The organism is Bdellovibrionales bacterium (assembly GCA_016714165.1).
Lineage (GTDB): Bacteria > Bdellovibrionota > Bdellovibrionia > Bdellovibrionales > UBA1609 > JADJVA01.
The window spans coordinates 1,125,842-1,139,607 of sequence record JADJNU010000001.1 but is presented as its reverse complement, the minus strand read 5'-3'; the positions used below and the strand labels follow the sequence as shown (position 1 = coordinate 1,139,607).

General features: G+C 46.4%; 16 protein-coding genes. 12 read left to right on the top strand and 4 right to left on the bottom strand.

Annotated features, from left to right (window positions below; genetic code table 11):
- The first annotated feature begins 14 nt into the window (after positions 1-14).
- The 10 genes from IPJ71_05100 to IPJ71_05055 all read left to right on the top strand — a co-directional run bounded on the left by IPJ71_05100 (position 15) and on the right by IPJ71_05055 (position 8,567).
- Complete coding sequence (locus IPJ71_05100) at positions 15-683, top strand: translation initiation factor IF-3 (protein MBK7843061.1); 669 nt, start codon at positions 15-17, stop codon at positions 681-683.
- Positions 684-848: 165 nt separating this feature from the next.
- Entirely contained in the window at positions 849-1,040 is a 192-nt protein-coding gene (gene rpmI / locus IPJ71_05095; GenBank protein MBK7843060.1) for a 50S ribosomal protein L35, read from the top strand.
- A gap of 9 nt (positions 1,041-1,049) precedes the next feature.
- Entirely contained in the window at positions 1,050-1,403 is a 354-nt protein-coding gene (gene rplT / locus IPJ71_05090) for a 50S ribosomal protein L20 (protein ID MBK7843059.1), read from the top strand.
- Positions 1,404-1,458: 55 nt separating this feature from the next.
- Entirely contained in the window at positions 1,459-2,538 is a 1,080-nt protein-coding gene (locus IPJ71_05085; protein ID MBK7843058.1) for a type 2 isopentenyl-diphosphate Delta-isomerase, read from the top strand.
- Complete coding sequence (locus tag IPJ71_05080) at positions 2,523-3,854, top strand: hydroxymethylglutaryl-CoA reductase, degradative (protein MBK7843057.1); 1,332 nt, start codon at positions 2,523-2,525, stop codon at positions 3,852-3,854. Before IPJ71_05085 ends, IPJ71_05080 begins: the two co-directional genes overlap by 16 nt.
- An 8-nt stretch (positions 3,855-3,862) precedes the next feature.
- Complete coding sequence (locus IPJ71_05075; GenBank protein ID MBK7843056.1) at positions 3,863-4,837, top strand: hypothetical protein; 975 nt, start codon at positions 3,863-3,865, stop codon at positions 4,835-4,837.
- Between the two features lie 5 nt (positions 4,838-4,842).
- Entirely contained in the window at positions 4,843-5,814 is a 972-nt protein-coding gene (locus IPJ71_05070; GenBank protein ID MBK7843055.1) for a diphosphomevalonate decarboxylase, read from the top strand.
- A complete protein-coding gene (locus IPJ71_05065; protein MBK7843054.1) occupies positions 5,811-6,710 on the top strand; it encodes a hypothetical protein in 900 nt (299 codons plus the stop codon). Before IPJ71_05070 ends, IPJ71_05065 begins: the two co-directional genes overlap by 4 nt.
- Before the next feature lie 16 nt (positions 6,711-6,726).
- The gene (locus IPJ71_05060) at positions 6,727-7,845 is read left to right on the top strand and encodes a radical SAM protein (GenBank protein ID MBK7843053.1); all 1,119 of its coding nucleotides are present in this window, start codon (positions 6,727-6,729) and stop codon (positions 7,843-7,845) included.
- Entirely contained in the window at positions 7,842-8,567 is a 726-nt protein-coding gene (locus IPJ71_05055; GenBank protein ID MBK7843052.1) for a hypothetical protein, read from the top strand. The genes IPJ71_05060 and IPJ71_05055 overlap by 4 nt, the downstream gene beginning before the upstream one ends.
- Positions 8,568-8,570: 3 nt before the next feature.
- Here IPJ71_05055 and IPJ71_05050 read toward each other — a convergent pair whose 3' ends face one another.
- Both IPJ71_05050 and IPJ71_05045 read right to left on the bottom strand, forming a co-directional pair.
- Positions 8,571-9,272, bottom strand: coding sequence for a hypothetical protein (locus IPJ71_05050; protein MBK7843051.1), 702 nt, complete (start codon positions 9,270-9,272; stop codon positions 8,571-8,573).
- Position 9,273: 1 nt separating this feature from the next.
- The gene (locus tag IPJ71_05045) at positions 9,274-9,927 is read right to left on the bottom strand and encodes an iron-containing redox enzyme family protein (protein MBK7843050.1); all 654 of its coding nucleotides are present in this window, start codon (positions 9,925-9,927) and stop codon (positions 9,274-9,276) included.
- Between the two features lie 417 nt (positions 9,928-10,344).
- Here IPJ71_05045 and IPJ71_05040 point away from each other — a divergent pair, with 417 nt between their 5' ends.
- Together IPJ71_05040 and IPJ71_05035 are read left to right on the top strand one after the other, a co-directional pair.
- A complete protein-coding gene (locus IPJ71_05040) occupies positions 10,345-10,986 on the top strand; it encodes a hypothetical protein (protein MBK7843049.1) in 642 nt (213 codons plus the stop codon).
- 51 nt (positions 10,987-11,037) lie between these two features.
- The gene (locus IPJ71_05035) at positions 11,038-11,499 is read left to right on the top strand and encodes a hypothetical protein (protein MBK7843048.1); all 462 of its coding nucleotides are present in this window, start codon (positions 11,038-11,040) and stop codon (positions 11,497-11,499) included.
- Positions 11,500-11,584: 85 nt separating this feature from the next.
- Here IPJ71_05035 and dbpA read toward each other — a convergent pair whose 3' ends face one another.
- Positions 11,585-12,979: an ATP-dependent RNA helicase DbpA gene (gene dbpA, locus IPJ71_05030; protein MBK7843047.1), complete on the bottom strand. Its 1,395-nt coding sequence runs from the start codon at positions 12,977-12,979 to the stop codon at positions 11,585-11,587.
- Positions 12,980-13,059: 80 nt separating this feature from the next.
- Entirely contained in the window at positions 13,060-13,662 is a 603-nt protein-coding gene (locus IPJ71_05025) for a FecR domain-containing protein (protein MBK7843046.1), read from the bottom strand.
- Positions 13,663-13,766 lie beyond the last annotated feature (104 nt).

The following is a 13,766-nucleotide window of genomic DNA, read 5'->3' as shown; positions in this document are numbered from 1 at the left end:
CCAGGAGGAATCCTATTCAGCCGCTTAAGACAGGAACTCGCACAGGAAATCGAACTGGAAAATCAGAGAAAAAGGGCGATGGTTACCGAGTTAATCGTGAGATCTCAGCCCCACAGGTGAGGGTAATCGATGAGGATGGGACGATGGTTGGAGTGATGTCTGTCTCGGAAGCCCTCAGAATGGCCGAAGATCGCCAGCTGGATTTGATCGAAATAGCTCCAACGGCGAAACCTCCCACGTGTAAAATTATCGATTATGGTAAATGGAAATACGAATCCAAGAAGAAAGAGAAAAATGCAAAGAAGAACCAGACGGTCATTACGATCAAGGAGATTCAGGTTCGTCCGAGGACGGATCAGCACGATCTTGAGGTTAAATTGCGCCATGCCCGGCGTTTTTTGTTGGACGGGGACAAGGTGAAAGTGAACCTGCGGTTTCAGGGGCGGGAGATGGCACACCAGGAGCAGGGGTTCAAGCTACTGGAAAAAATTTCTTTGGGATTAATTGATATCGCTATTCAAGAGTCGCCCCCAAAAAGGGAAGGAAGGCAGATGTTTGTGCTCCTTTCTCCAGATATCCTTAAAATAAAGGAATATAGAAAGCTTCATCCGGAGCAAAAGAAGGAAGATGACGCCTCGAACAGGGAATCCGACGAAGAGGCGGCCGAGGAACAGGGGCTTTGACTGAGCTCCGTTTTGAGTAAAGACGTGAGGGGGCGCAAATCTACTTGCCCCCTAGGTCCCGAGCATAGTACAAGTAGCCCCTCGATTTAATTCGATAAGCTGAAATCGGCTCTAAGAAGTGAAAGATCAATCCTGGTTTTTCCGCCTTTTCAGACAGGAGATAGTGTGAAGCTAAAGACTCATAGCGGAGCGAAGAAGCGTTTCCGCGCCAAGCCAAGCGGAAAAATAAAGCACAAGCAACCAAATCTGCGTCACATTTTGACAAAAAAGAGTTCTAAGCGAAAACGTCATTTGGGACAGATGGTATATGTTTGTTCGTCCAATGAATATCAACTCCAGCGGCAGCTGGTTCTCTGAGGGAGGTAGATCATGCGCGTAAAAGGTGGATTTACATCCCGTCGTCGGCATAAAAAGGTTCTTAAACGAGCCAAAGGGTATCGCAATGCAAATGGGACCTGTTTCACTCATGCAGTGGAAAAAAATGACAGAGCGATGGCCTATTCCTATCGCGATCGTAAGGTTCGCAAGCGAGAAATGCGAAAGCTTTGGACGATTCGTATCAATGCAGCGGCAAGACTGAATGGGACGACTTACTCTCGATTGATGGGTGCATTGGTAAAATCAAAAATTGAGCTCGATAGGAAATCTTTGGCAGATCTGGCGGTTCACGATGCGTCAGCATTTGGCAAGCTAGTTCATCAAATAATGGGCACTCCGTAAGGAGTGTTCGGATTTTTTCCCGTAATAATGAGAAATCGTGGGAAAGCGGAGTATTGTGGACACGGGGGATAAAGAGTCCAAGGCAGACTCCTCTCAGAGTTTTTCCCACGCATTCGAGAACCGCAAGCGGGATCACATACGACTTTCTCTTGAAGAGCGATGTGAGGCCTTTGGTCTTTCCGGTCTTGATCGAATCTCCCTTCAGCATGAGGCTTTGCCTGAGTTAGATTTTTCAGACATTCGAATTGGAACCCTCTCTCTTGGGCAAGATTTGCGCACTCCCTTTTTGGTGAGTTCGATGACTGCTGGGCATGCGGAAGGTGTTGATCTCAATCGTCGATTGGCTCGAGCTTGCGCTGAGAGGGGCTGGATGATGGGAGTGGGATCTCAGCGTCGCCAGTTGGTTGATCGCGAAATGGATGTTGAATGGAGGATGGTTAGGGAGGGTGCCTCCGGGGTTGTGCTTTTGGGCAATTTGGGTTTGTCCCAGCTCATTCGAAGTTCTCATTCTTTGGTGGAGCGGCTGGTGGAGTCCCTTGAGGCCAGTGCTATGATTATTCACACAAATCCCCTCCAGGAATGCCTACAGCCAGAGGGAACTCCACAGTTCAAGGGAGGGCTAAAGGCTTTAAAGGAACTGTGTCGGCACCTTTCAGTTCCCGTCGTGCTGAAGGAAACCGGTTGTGGTTTTTCTAAGTCAACTTTGTTGCGTTTGATGGAAACGGGCATTGCAGCTGTCGATTTAAGTGGATTGGGTGGGACTCATTGGGGTCGAATTGAAGGGGGGCGCTCTGTTGAGGGTTCTGTTAGACATTATGCGGCACGGGCCTTTTGGAATTGGGGCATCAGTACAGTAGAATCAATGCGATCGGTTCAGGAATTAGATCTTGGATTTGAGGTGTGGGCTTCTGGTGGAGTGAGGTCGGGATTGGACGCAGCAAAACTCCTGGCGATGGGAGCAGGTATTGTCGGGTCGGCACAACCACTTTTGGCGGCCGCAATCGAAGGAGAAGGTCAGCTGAGAGAAAAAATGGAGTGCTTTGAATTTGAATTGAAAACAGCCATGTTTTGCACCGGTTGCGCAGACATCAGTGAACTAAAGAGCAAAGGAATATGGGAATGGGTTCAGGCTTAGAAAAGAAAGATATACAGGGTTTATTTGGTGGTTTTTCCAAACTCTCGCGTGAGGAGCGCTACCAGCGCCTGATAAAAATGGGAGCTCTCAGCCCAGAAGATGTGAGATTTCTGAAGGCGGGAGGATTGCAGGGGACCGAATTAGCTGAAAAGCTGATTGAGAATGTGATCGGCTATTTTCAGCTGCCGATGGGAGTCGTTTCTAATCTGGTGATTGATGGAAAACCGCGAATGGTTCCAATGGCCGTAGAAGAAACCTCCATTATCGCAGCGGCCTCAAAGACGGCAAAGTGGATTCGTGAAAAGGGATCAATAAAAACAGAAATTATCGGGAAGAACATCATTGGGCAAATTCAGATTGCTCGCGTGAAATCTCCAGAATCCTTCACTTCTCGGGTAATGGAACGAAAAGAGTCCTTGATCGCAGCGGCCAATGCGGATGTGGCTTTTGGTTTGGTTCGTCGTGGTGGCGGTGTTCGTGACATTGAAGTTCGGTTTCTAGATCGTGGTGACGGAGATCAAATGGCCGTCCTACATGTCCTGGCTGATCCTTGTGAGGCAATGGGCGCCAACATCATGAATCAAGTTTGTGAGTATCTAAAGGGACCCATAGAAATTTTAACGGGCGAAACTGTGACCATGTGTATTCTGTCCAATTTGGTGGACACTCGACTGACTCGAGCAGAAATAAGAGTTAAGAGCCATGACCACGAAGCAATGGACCGTATCGAAGAAGCTTCCTTGTTTGCACAGCGTGATCCTTATCGAGCAGCAACGAATAACAAAGGTGTGCTCAATGGGATTGATCCCATATTGATCGCAACGGGAAATGATTGGCGAGCTGTTGAGGCAGGAGTTCACTCCTACGCCTCGCGTGGCGGTCAATACAGCTCGATTACCACTTGGAAAAGAGAGGAAGACACCTTGGTTGGGGTCCTTTCTGCGCCGATTATTTTGGGAGTTGTTGGAGGGGTCACAAATCTTCATCCGACGGCTCAGATGGCCATACGCATGCTTGAGATTGAATCATCTGAAGATCTTTCGAGGATTTGTGGCGCGGTGGGATTGGTTCAGAATCTTGGAGCACTGAGAGCCTTGACGACAGTTGGAATAGTCGAGGGCCATATGAAGTTACATATTAAAAACTTGACCTTGGCGGCAGGAGCTCAAGAAAAGGAGATTCCGATGCTTCAATTGCGCCTGGAAGAAATTTTGGAAATGACAAAACGGATTAGCTTGGGTCATGCCGTTGAGGCCTTGAGGGAGCTTCGAAGTAAGATTCAGCCGGTCACTTTTTCGCCTCATGAGCCAGTTTAGGGAGAACAATGAAGGTTCAGATCTCTCTTCCTGGCAAAACCTTTCTTCTCGGTGAATATTCCGTTCTGACCGGAGGGGCTGCCTTGCTCGCAGCAACTGGTCCACGCTTCTGCCTTGAAATAGACATGAAGGGAGCAGGATCTTGCGAAGGGATTCATCCTCATAGCCCGGCAGGAAAGTGGGTGCGTTTTCATAGTTCCCTATTTCAGAGAGCCCAAATGAAATTCTTCGACCCCCACGAAGGAAAGGGAGGCTTAGGGGCCTCAAGCGCACAATTTATTGGTGTTTATGTTTGGTCGCAGTTGGGCGATGTTTCACCATCAGAATGGGCTCAAAAATTATCACCCCAAAATGCTCTGCAAGCCTATCGCTCAGTTGCTTTTTCAGGAGAGGGAGTGGCTCCGAGTGGCAGTGATGTCATGGCTCAATGGATCGGAGGCATCAGTCAATTTCGTTCTCAACCTTTTCAGTTGCAGAATGAAGAATGGCCTTTCGCTGACCTCGCATTTTCTTTGTGGAGAACTTCACTCAAGGTTTCGACCCATCATCACTTAGCTCAGATTTCAATTCCAACTTATTCAGATTTGAGCTCTTCTGTGGACGCGGGATTGAGTTCCTTTCAATCTCGCAATGAGGCAGGATTTATCGCTGCTGTCAGAGAATTTGGATTCAAGTTAGAGGCGAAAGGCCTCATTCACTCCGAAGTTCAGCCTCTCCTTGCTCAGTTGCGGCAGCATGAGGTTGTACTGGCAGCAAAAGGCTGCGGAGCCATGGGCGCTGATATTATTGTGCTTTTTCACAGGCCGTCTGAAAAAAACAGAATCTTCGAATTGGCATCAGGACTTGGTCTTTGTTTTGAGGCGGAAGTCGAAGATCTAGGGCAGGGATTGAAAATCGAATTTGATCTGGCGGAGTCTCCAAAATCCGTGTTAGGAGAGAGAGCAGTGAGTCTCCCTTTTGTTCATTTTGAGGCCGGGAATTAATGAAAATACAGGTGCGAGCGACGGCTCCCTCGAATATTGCTTTAATCAAATACATGGGTAAAGTTTCTTCACAGCAAAATCAGCCAGTGAATTCCTCCCTATCATATACGCTAGAACATTTGCGGACAGCCGTGGTGATCGAGAAAGTCTCGGAGGGATTCGATCAATGGGATTCCTTAGCTGATCCTGAATTTCCGTTTCAGGTGGAACTCTCTGAGGCAGGCAGGCAGAGATTCTTAAGTCACTTTAAACACCTCAAGGAGGTCTGGGGAATCCCAGGATTTTTCCGGGTTTGCAGTGCCAATAATTTTCCTTCTGATTGTGGACTCGCAAGCTCTGCTTCCAGCTTTGCAGCCTTGACTCTCGCAACGGCTGAGCTTGCAGAGAGCACAGGGGATTTAGCGACAGGCGAGAGAGGGAAATCCATTGACCTTCAAACATTGTCCCAGCTAAGTCGAAAGGGGAGTGGATCCTCTTGTCGATCATTTTTTTCTCCTTGGGCTGTTTGGACACAAGAAGGAGCGCGTCCACTTGATTTGCCCTATCGATCATTGATTCACCAGGCCGTCGTTGTGGAGAGCGGAAAAAAATCAGTCTCAAGCAGCGAGGCTCATCAGCGAGTGGTGACGAGTGATTTGTTTTTGGGTCGGAGTGAGAGAGCAGAGAGAAGGACAGATCTTCTCTTAAAGGCCATGCAATTGCAAAATTGGACTCAGTGTTTTGAAATTTGTTGGGCAGAATTTTGGGACATGCACTGTCTTTTTGAAACGAGCAAACCCAGTTTTGGATACATGAAGCCGGAGTCTTTGGCCGTTTTAGAGATCATCAGAAACGAGTGGGAAAAAAGCAAGGACGGACCTTTGGTGACAATGGATGCCGGTGCAAACGTGCATCTGCTTTATCGTCCAGAGCAGAAGGAGCTCGCTTCACAACTGAGAGGGAGCTTGGGGGGTGTGGGGAGGGTTTTTGGCTCATGACTCTGACCGCGCACACTTCAAGTCAAAATCGGTCTTATGGAAAGTGGATTCTTGCGGGAGAACATGCCGTGTTGCGAGGATATCCTGCACTCGTTTTTCCGATTGAAAGCCGGTATATTGATCTTGCTCTGTCTTATTTAAATGAGCCCGTGAAAGTTCAGTTTCAGGGTCCTCACTCTGAGGAGATTTCCTTGTTGTTTTGGGGGCTGGTCGAGAGAGCTTTGGAAAAGCTTGGAAAAAAGAGAGACCAGTTAAAGGGAACTTTGGTGATTGACTGTCAGGTCCCGTTGGGGGCTGGGCTCGGTGCCTCTGCCACTTTGTGTGTGACAGTGAGTCGTTGGCTCATGGCTTTGGAATGGCTCAAGTTTGACCAGATCTATGAATTTTCCCGAGAACTTGAAAATCTTTTTCACGGCGAGAGCAGCGGGGTCGATATTGCGGTGGCAATGGAACATCGGGGAATTAGATTCGTTCGCGGGGGGGAGAGAACGACTTTGGTGCTCAATTGGAAGCCTCAGTGGTATCTCTCCTATTGTGGACAACGTGGAGTGACTTCGGATTGCGTGAATAAGATCAAAGCATTGAGCCAATCTGATCCCTCTCTGGGCCTGGGGTTGGATCGTCAGATGGGGCAGGCAGTTGAGATGGCACAGAGTGCTCTGCAATATGAAGAAGCTCGTGGCATCTCCGAACTTGGAAGAGCAATTGATCTTGCTTGTGACTGTTTTATGAAGTGGGGACTTTGCGAAGGAGAGCTCAGTCATCATTTGCAATGGATTCGTGGTCAAGGGGCCTTGGCTGCCAAGCCAACCGGGTCTGGAGGCGGGGGCTACGTGTTGAGCCTTTGGCAAGAAGAGCCACCCCCTTTAGTTCGAGATCATTTGTTTCACGCCTAAAGAGGGGAGGGGGGATTTGGACACATCCATTGATCAAAGTACATCCAAGGATACAGACGCCCCTATTGAAGTGCCCCAACCTCAGGTCTTCAGAGAAGGTGGAAATAAAACACTGATTATGCTGGGTCGCGATGGACAGGGTCGAGCCTTTTCAGCAGAAGAACTATTGGCTAAGAAACTCAACAGTTGGCAAGGCTGGTATTGCGCGGCCGGTATTGAAAATATCTATATTTCTCATGACGGTTGTGTCTTTTCAGCTGTCTGTCGTGAGGGCGGATATTTTGGCAACGTCTTTGATTACTTTCTTTATGTTCCCGAGAATTTTATCAAATGTCCAAAAAAATGGTGCATGTGCGGAACGGACATGGCTCTTAGAAAATTTAAGAGCCAGGACGATATTCACTGGGCTTACACAGATCCTCAATCAGAGGCTGCAGATAATTTTCAAGACTTTGTTGCTTCCCAGCCCCTTCTTCAAAGTCGTGTTTTACCAAAGCAAATCACCTGGGAGCTCGGTCGCCGATGTAATTTTTCTTGTCGTTACTGTCCACCGACTGCAAGCAACAATTATGAGTCTCATCGCAGTTGGGGCAGTCTCAAGCATGCTGTTGATAACATCTTTAAGGCCTTTGTGAAGGAAAGGCCCGGGAAGTTTCATTTTAGCGGAGGTGAGCCAACATTTAATCCTTCATTTATGGATCTCTGTAAGTACATTAGGGAGCGAAGACCCATTTCGCAGCCGGACCGTTTTCACTATTGTCATGTGACGACGAATGGCAGTCGGCAGCCACAATATTACGAAGAACTCATTGAATACTGCCAGATTTCGGTGAGCGTTCATTTTGAGTTTTACAATGAAGAAAAGTTGCTCGAGACAATCGCTGCGGTTGTCGCGAGAAAAGCAAGTGATGCATCATTGATTTGGCAATGGTTTGGCGTTCGAATTATGGTTCCCCCGGGTACAGCAGAAAAAGCTCAGCATCTCATGGAGAAAATATACGCAATCCCGAATTTCAGAGAACAATCACAACTGAATCTTTCTCCAATTTATAAATTCAAAGAACCGGAGGGTTGGGATGAGTCTCTTGCTGACTACCATCCCGAGGAACTTTCTTTTATTGGGAGCCACGGATGAACAAAGAGAATTCATCAAATTGTTATTTAAATACAGCGATTGACGGTTTATTTGGGGCCAAGGGAGAAGAGCCTGATCGTAAAAAGAGTTTCGCAAGAATCTTAAGATTCTTTTGTGACTGTGCCGAAATTGAGGGGCTCCGATTGAGTCCGTATCATTCGGAGGAACTCTCCTATTTTTCAAAGCTCTCATCGGCGAACCAGCAGGCCGTCTATGAGGATCTGAGACAATACTATCAGAGTTGTCTGGAATCCGTTCGGATTCACGGTTCACTTAAAGATAACAGAGGACAGTTCCGCCTGGCGTTGAAGAAGCTGAATATTCAAGTGGACGACGGGGTTTTTTCTGATTTGAATATTGAAGATGTCATTGAAATTTACACGCTTGAATCTATCCAAATTTTTCGGACGTTTAATTTCTTTTACTTGGTCACTTATACTTTAGAGGAGATTTTTTGCAGGCCATGGTTTGAACTCTACAAGCGAGATGTTTTTACGAATGAGGCCAATCACAAGGCAGTCAAATATGTGCTGTCGGGACAGACACGATCTCCCTTTTATCCAAACATTCCCACACATGATGTTTATGAAAAAAAAGAGGGAGGTCATAGTCTGACTAAAATCAAACATCGTTTTATGGCACCTGCTTACAACTTTCATGAAGAGCTGGTTGGTTTCATCAACGTTTTCCATGTTGTTGGTCAATGCCAGAGAGTCCTTTAAACTTTAAATCGCTGTTGCTATCTCATTTTTCATGTCTTGATTATTGAATCTGGAATTCCAGAGAAAATCTATCGTCTGTTTGATATCTTTGATCGGGGATTCGCAGGCGTTTTCCTTTGTCAGGCACACGATGTCGACTTCAACATTGTGCTGTGAATGTCCTTTCACAATAGGCCGCGCTCCAAATCTATAACAGATGTCCTGGACTTTCTTCGAATTGTTCGTGTACGCGATGAAAGCGTCGAGTTCCAACTCGATGAGTCTTTTAACGGAGAGTCCAATTAGAACTTCTCCAAAAGATATTTGACTCAGCGACTTTCGAAATCTTGGATCTACGGCTGTTTGATTTGATATCAATACCTGACGTACGTTTAATCGCTCAATGTTTTCGATACTTCCGGGTGGATAGGCCTTGAAGTACCTCAAATCCCGATGAACTGGATTTTTTAGATCGAGAAACGAGTGCATGGTGATTCCCACACATTCGTCCTGATGAAACACCACAAAAGCCTCGTCTTGTCGGAAAAAATCATCTGAATATATTGTACTTTTTCCCTCTAATTCATGAAAGGTATCAGTCCAGACGCGTTTCCATAGTGAATAGGATTTTTTGTAGGTTTCGAGATCTCCCTTGAGAGGTGTCTGTCGGGGTTGAATGATTTTGAAGCTCAGATTTCTGATATCAAAATTTGAGTGAGACAGCATATCAGGCAACTCCCCGAGCTTCTTCCTTCATGATGGCATGAAGGAAGTTGCCGTACCTTTCAAATGATTTCAGCATCGTGTCGGCGAGCCGGTCATAGGTATTGCTCTCTAAGTGATTGAGACACTTCCATCCTGACTCTGTGTGTGCAATATCAACGGCCGCATGAAGAGTGAGAAAGCTAGCTGGGACATTCGCCACATGTTTCTTTGTGTAGGGCTTTCGGTGATGATCGAGAACGCGTTTTGCCATGTATCCGCAGTATCTGGCTGAGATGTGCTCTAAGGCAAAAGCATAGCCAAAGAGGGACTCGACAATTTGATCTCCGGCGTCGTCTATGGATTGATAGAGAGCCAATGACTCGGGCATCATCTTTTCTGACAGAGGATCTCTACCCAAAAAGGCAGCATCTCTTTCTGCAAATTTTTCGTGTCCAAATTCTTCTTCGCGATGGTGGAGGAGAATCTCTTTGAGGGGTCCTTTGGCAAATGCAGCCGTCTTTTCCAAAAGTGGAACCGTATGGCGAACGAATTTTGAAGTTTGCACACACCAGGTTCCGTAGTGGGAGTCTGATTCCCAGGGGAAATTCTCGATGCTTGGCTTTATCCGGATGAGCTGCTCTTCTATTATTTTTTTGATTGATTCCTTGATTTGCATTTTTTAAAACCCCCTGAAATTGAAAACCAGTGTTCAGGAGGTGTTTCGGGATAGCGTCTTCAAAACTAAACAAAAATTGTCCATTTTTTTGATGTGATTTGATTTAATTTAATTTGATTGAGGCAAGAGGTCAGTATGCTGACTTCGATCAATGATGTGGGTGATATTTGGCCGGTTCCGCTTGGCGGTCCGTACCAGCCTTTGGCTCAGACCAGCAATAGGCTCAGAGCGCATATTTTTGGTTTATTTTCGAATTCGTCCTCGTATGCGCCTTCTTCTTATCTCTTGTGCTTTATATTATTTATAAGTGTCTCTATAAAATAAACCTTAGCTTTAACAATCGTTGAAGTCTCTTTTGTTCCAAGCTAATAAAGTGACTCGAGAGCTTTTTCGAGTCCAAATTAGAAATTAAAGGTTATGAAATTTTTGTTGCAAGAGTGGGTCTACGGAAGATGCGATGATCATCTCGTCACTCAGAAAATAGGAGTCAACATGAAAAGAATGGAACACTTGTTCAGTATCGGAAATGAGGGAACTACGGGACCTAAGATGATTTCTTTGTTTTTTTTGGCGGTATTTTTGCCCGGCCAGGCTTTCGCAAACTGGTTTGGTGGGCCATACGTTGAGCCAGGGTTTGCGGGTTATTGCATCCATAAGCCAACTATAGGGGGAATGCTTGGTTACACGGGAGGCTATACGAAGGTACTTAAGGGAGAGAAATTTGGATTTACCCCTAAGAATATTGAATGTGTTATTGTCAATGTTCAAAACAAGAACTTAACAGAGACCTTTGAGGTCGTGACTGATGAAGATTCCGTGATGAAGGTTCGAATTCATCTGACTTTGAGGATTAAGGATGATGAGCAGTCAATTAGGACCGTGGTTGAAAAATATGGAGCTGGTCAATTTGACAGTGAAGATCCTGGAAAAAACCGTGATCTGGGTCCGAATCCTCCCTGGTATGAGAATAATGTTCGTGAGCCCTTTCGAACAGCTGTAAGAAAGGCGATTGAAAGTATTCCCGCAGGGGAGCTCGTGAAGGCTCGCTTAAGGCTGTAAGAACAGGTTCGAGAGGCCACAGTTAGCTTACTCGCCGATACACCAATTCAGTTGATTTCACTCGTTGCTGGAAATGTTGAGTATCCAGATTCTGTTAAAAAGGAAATTGAAGAAAAAATGAAACGGCCTCAGATGCTAGAGAGCGCAAGGGCTGATGTTGAGATCGCAAAACAACGGGCACTCTCCAAAAAAGAAGAAGCGGCCGGCGAAGCGGAAGCAATTCGCCAAAGAGCTCAGGGTGAAGCAGATGCCATGAAGAGCATCAGGGCCCAACTGACCGCTGACTATATTGCATATCTTCAAGCAGAAGCTCAAAGGATTGCAGCAAGTCAGCCGGGCGGAAAAGTGTTCTTTTTTCAAGCTCCCAGTGCGGCGGAGGCGGCTGCTAATTCTGGAGCGCCAGGTCTCGTCTATGATCTGTCAAAAGACGTAAACTCAGAAGGTGGCCGCAATGAGTGCCGCCAGGGCGACGGCCAAGCTCACTGCAAAGAGGGATCCTTGCGAAAGCCGTAGTCAGATAGTTATAGTTGTTTTATTTTTATTGTTTTGCCCCCCCCCAACGAAAAGGTCTAGTGACATCGACACGTTGGGGGCAATTTTATTGAACCAAATAAGCTTTAAATTTTGAACCTTTGATTTTTGTCGTTCTCAATTTGTTTAAAGCCCTCTCTGTCATATCAGGTGTGATCGCAACATAGCTGAAGCGATCTTGAATCTGAATTTTTCCGATATGGGAAGCCGATAGGGGATGGGGCTCTGCTGTGAGCGCACCTAGAATATCTCCAGGCCTGAGCTTGTCTGAACGCCCTCCAGAAACCTGAAGCGTCTTCATGAGAGTTTTTTCAAATTCAGGCCCGAGTGCCAAGTCATTGGTTGGTTTCAGTATTTTTTGAATCATGGCCACTCCGGTGGCTTTTTCAATTTCTAGGACCTTCTCAGTTTCATAGGCTGTCGAGATAGACACAGCAACACCTTTGCGTCCTGCTCTCACAGTCCTGCCGATGCGGTGAACATAGGTCTCAGGACTGGATGGCAAATCCAGGTTGATCACCAGTTCGAGGGAATCGATGTCGAGTCCTCTGGCTGCGACATCCGTGGCGACCAAGATTCGTACGCTCCCATTTCGAAAGAGTGACATAGCGCGATCTCTTTCCTTCTGCTCCAGATTTCCATGCAGAACTTCCGTTCTGACTTTGGACTTTTCGAGAATTTTTCCAATCTCATCTACCGTCGATTTTGTGCGACAAAAAATCAAAGTGCACATGGAGGGATGATTTTTTAAAATCTTCATTAAAGTTTCGATCTTTTGTGTATTTTCAGCTTCGTAAACATACTGCTCAATCATTGGTGAGGTCTGTGGCAGGTCACAAATCGTAATTCTTTCAGGAGCGTTTTGGTATTTCTGGCTTAAGCTTTCCAATCTTTCTGGAAATGTGGCTGAAAAGAAGAGAGTCTGTCGGCGCTTCGGCAGTTCTTTCAGAATTGCATTCATTTCGTCCGCGAAGCCCTCTTCGAGCATACGATCTGCCTCATCTAAAACAAAAATCCGCAGGTTTTCCAGGTCCAGGTGGCCACTTCTGAGATGTTCCAGGCTGCGTCCCGGTGTTCCCACGATAAGCTGAACTCCCTTTTGAAGAGCTTGAGTTTGGGGTGGGTAAGGCTGTCCACCAACCAAGCCGAGGGTTTTCAGTCCCTGGAATGATTTTGAAAATCTTCGGCATTCGTGTAGCACCTGATCGCTCAATTCGCGAGTCGGACAGAGAATCAAAGCTTGGACTGCCATGATAGACATGTCAATTTTTTGAAGAATAGGAATGATAAAGGCCGCGGTTTTACCGCTGCCGGTCTGAGACTGCCCGATTAAATCTTTACCTGCGAGCAAAGTGGGTATGCTCGCTGCTTGGATGGGCGTCATTTCATTAAATCCAGCATCCCGGATGGCACGCAAGAGTTTTTGAGATATGGCAAGAGAACTAAAATTATTTGTCATCAGGCACCCTAAGTCGCTTTTTCTACTTTTGGTATATATTTTGCGCTACGGGCATGGCTAATTGGCTCCGCTGATCGGAAAGGTCACTCTAGGCCCATATCGGCGAACTCGGCAGTGGTCATTTTAGACATATCGGGCGAATCGACAGGAGTTCCCATTGGCTTACCCGGTCGTGCCCAAAGATCTTGACCTGCTTTTACGTTGCGCTCTCCATCCTTAGAGTGGTCTCCGAGCCCTCGCACATTGACCGCACCTTCGCACACACAAACATAGGTGCCTTTTTCGTTACTTTCCTCGACCAAAAATTTTGTTCCGCGCACGCCTACGACAGCAGACTTGGTTTTTATCTGAATATTCTCTGCCTTTTTTCCTTTTACAAGATAGGCAAATACTTGTCCGATGGCGATATCAATTTGACTGGCATTTTTTGTTCCTAGGGCAGCCAGGTTCACCTTTGTATTTTTCTTTAACCGAAGGCGATGCCCTTCGGGATATGTGAGATCGACAAATGACTCAACACTGCTGCCGACCTCGATCACTCCTCCAAGAGGTAAGATTTGCCCTACTTTGACTTCCTTTTGATTGTAACGAACCTCGCCAGCTTTCTTAACAACCGTTAAACCTTCACCAGCGAAGGAAAATATACATAAGAAAAGTACCACAACTGCAAAACCGATTTTTTTCATAAATCCCCCTGTTAAAGACTCAAAGCATGAATGTAAAATGTCAAGTAGAGCCAATTAATCCCTAAAAAAAGCATCTGCCATCGATTGGTGCCACATCTCACGAT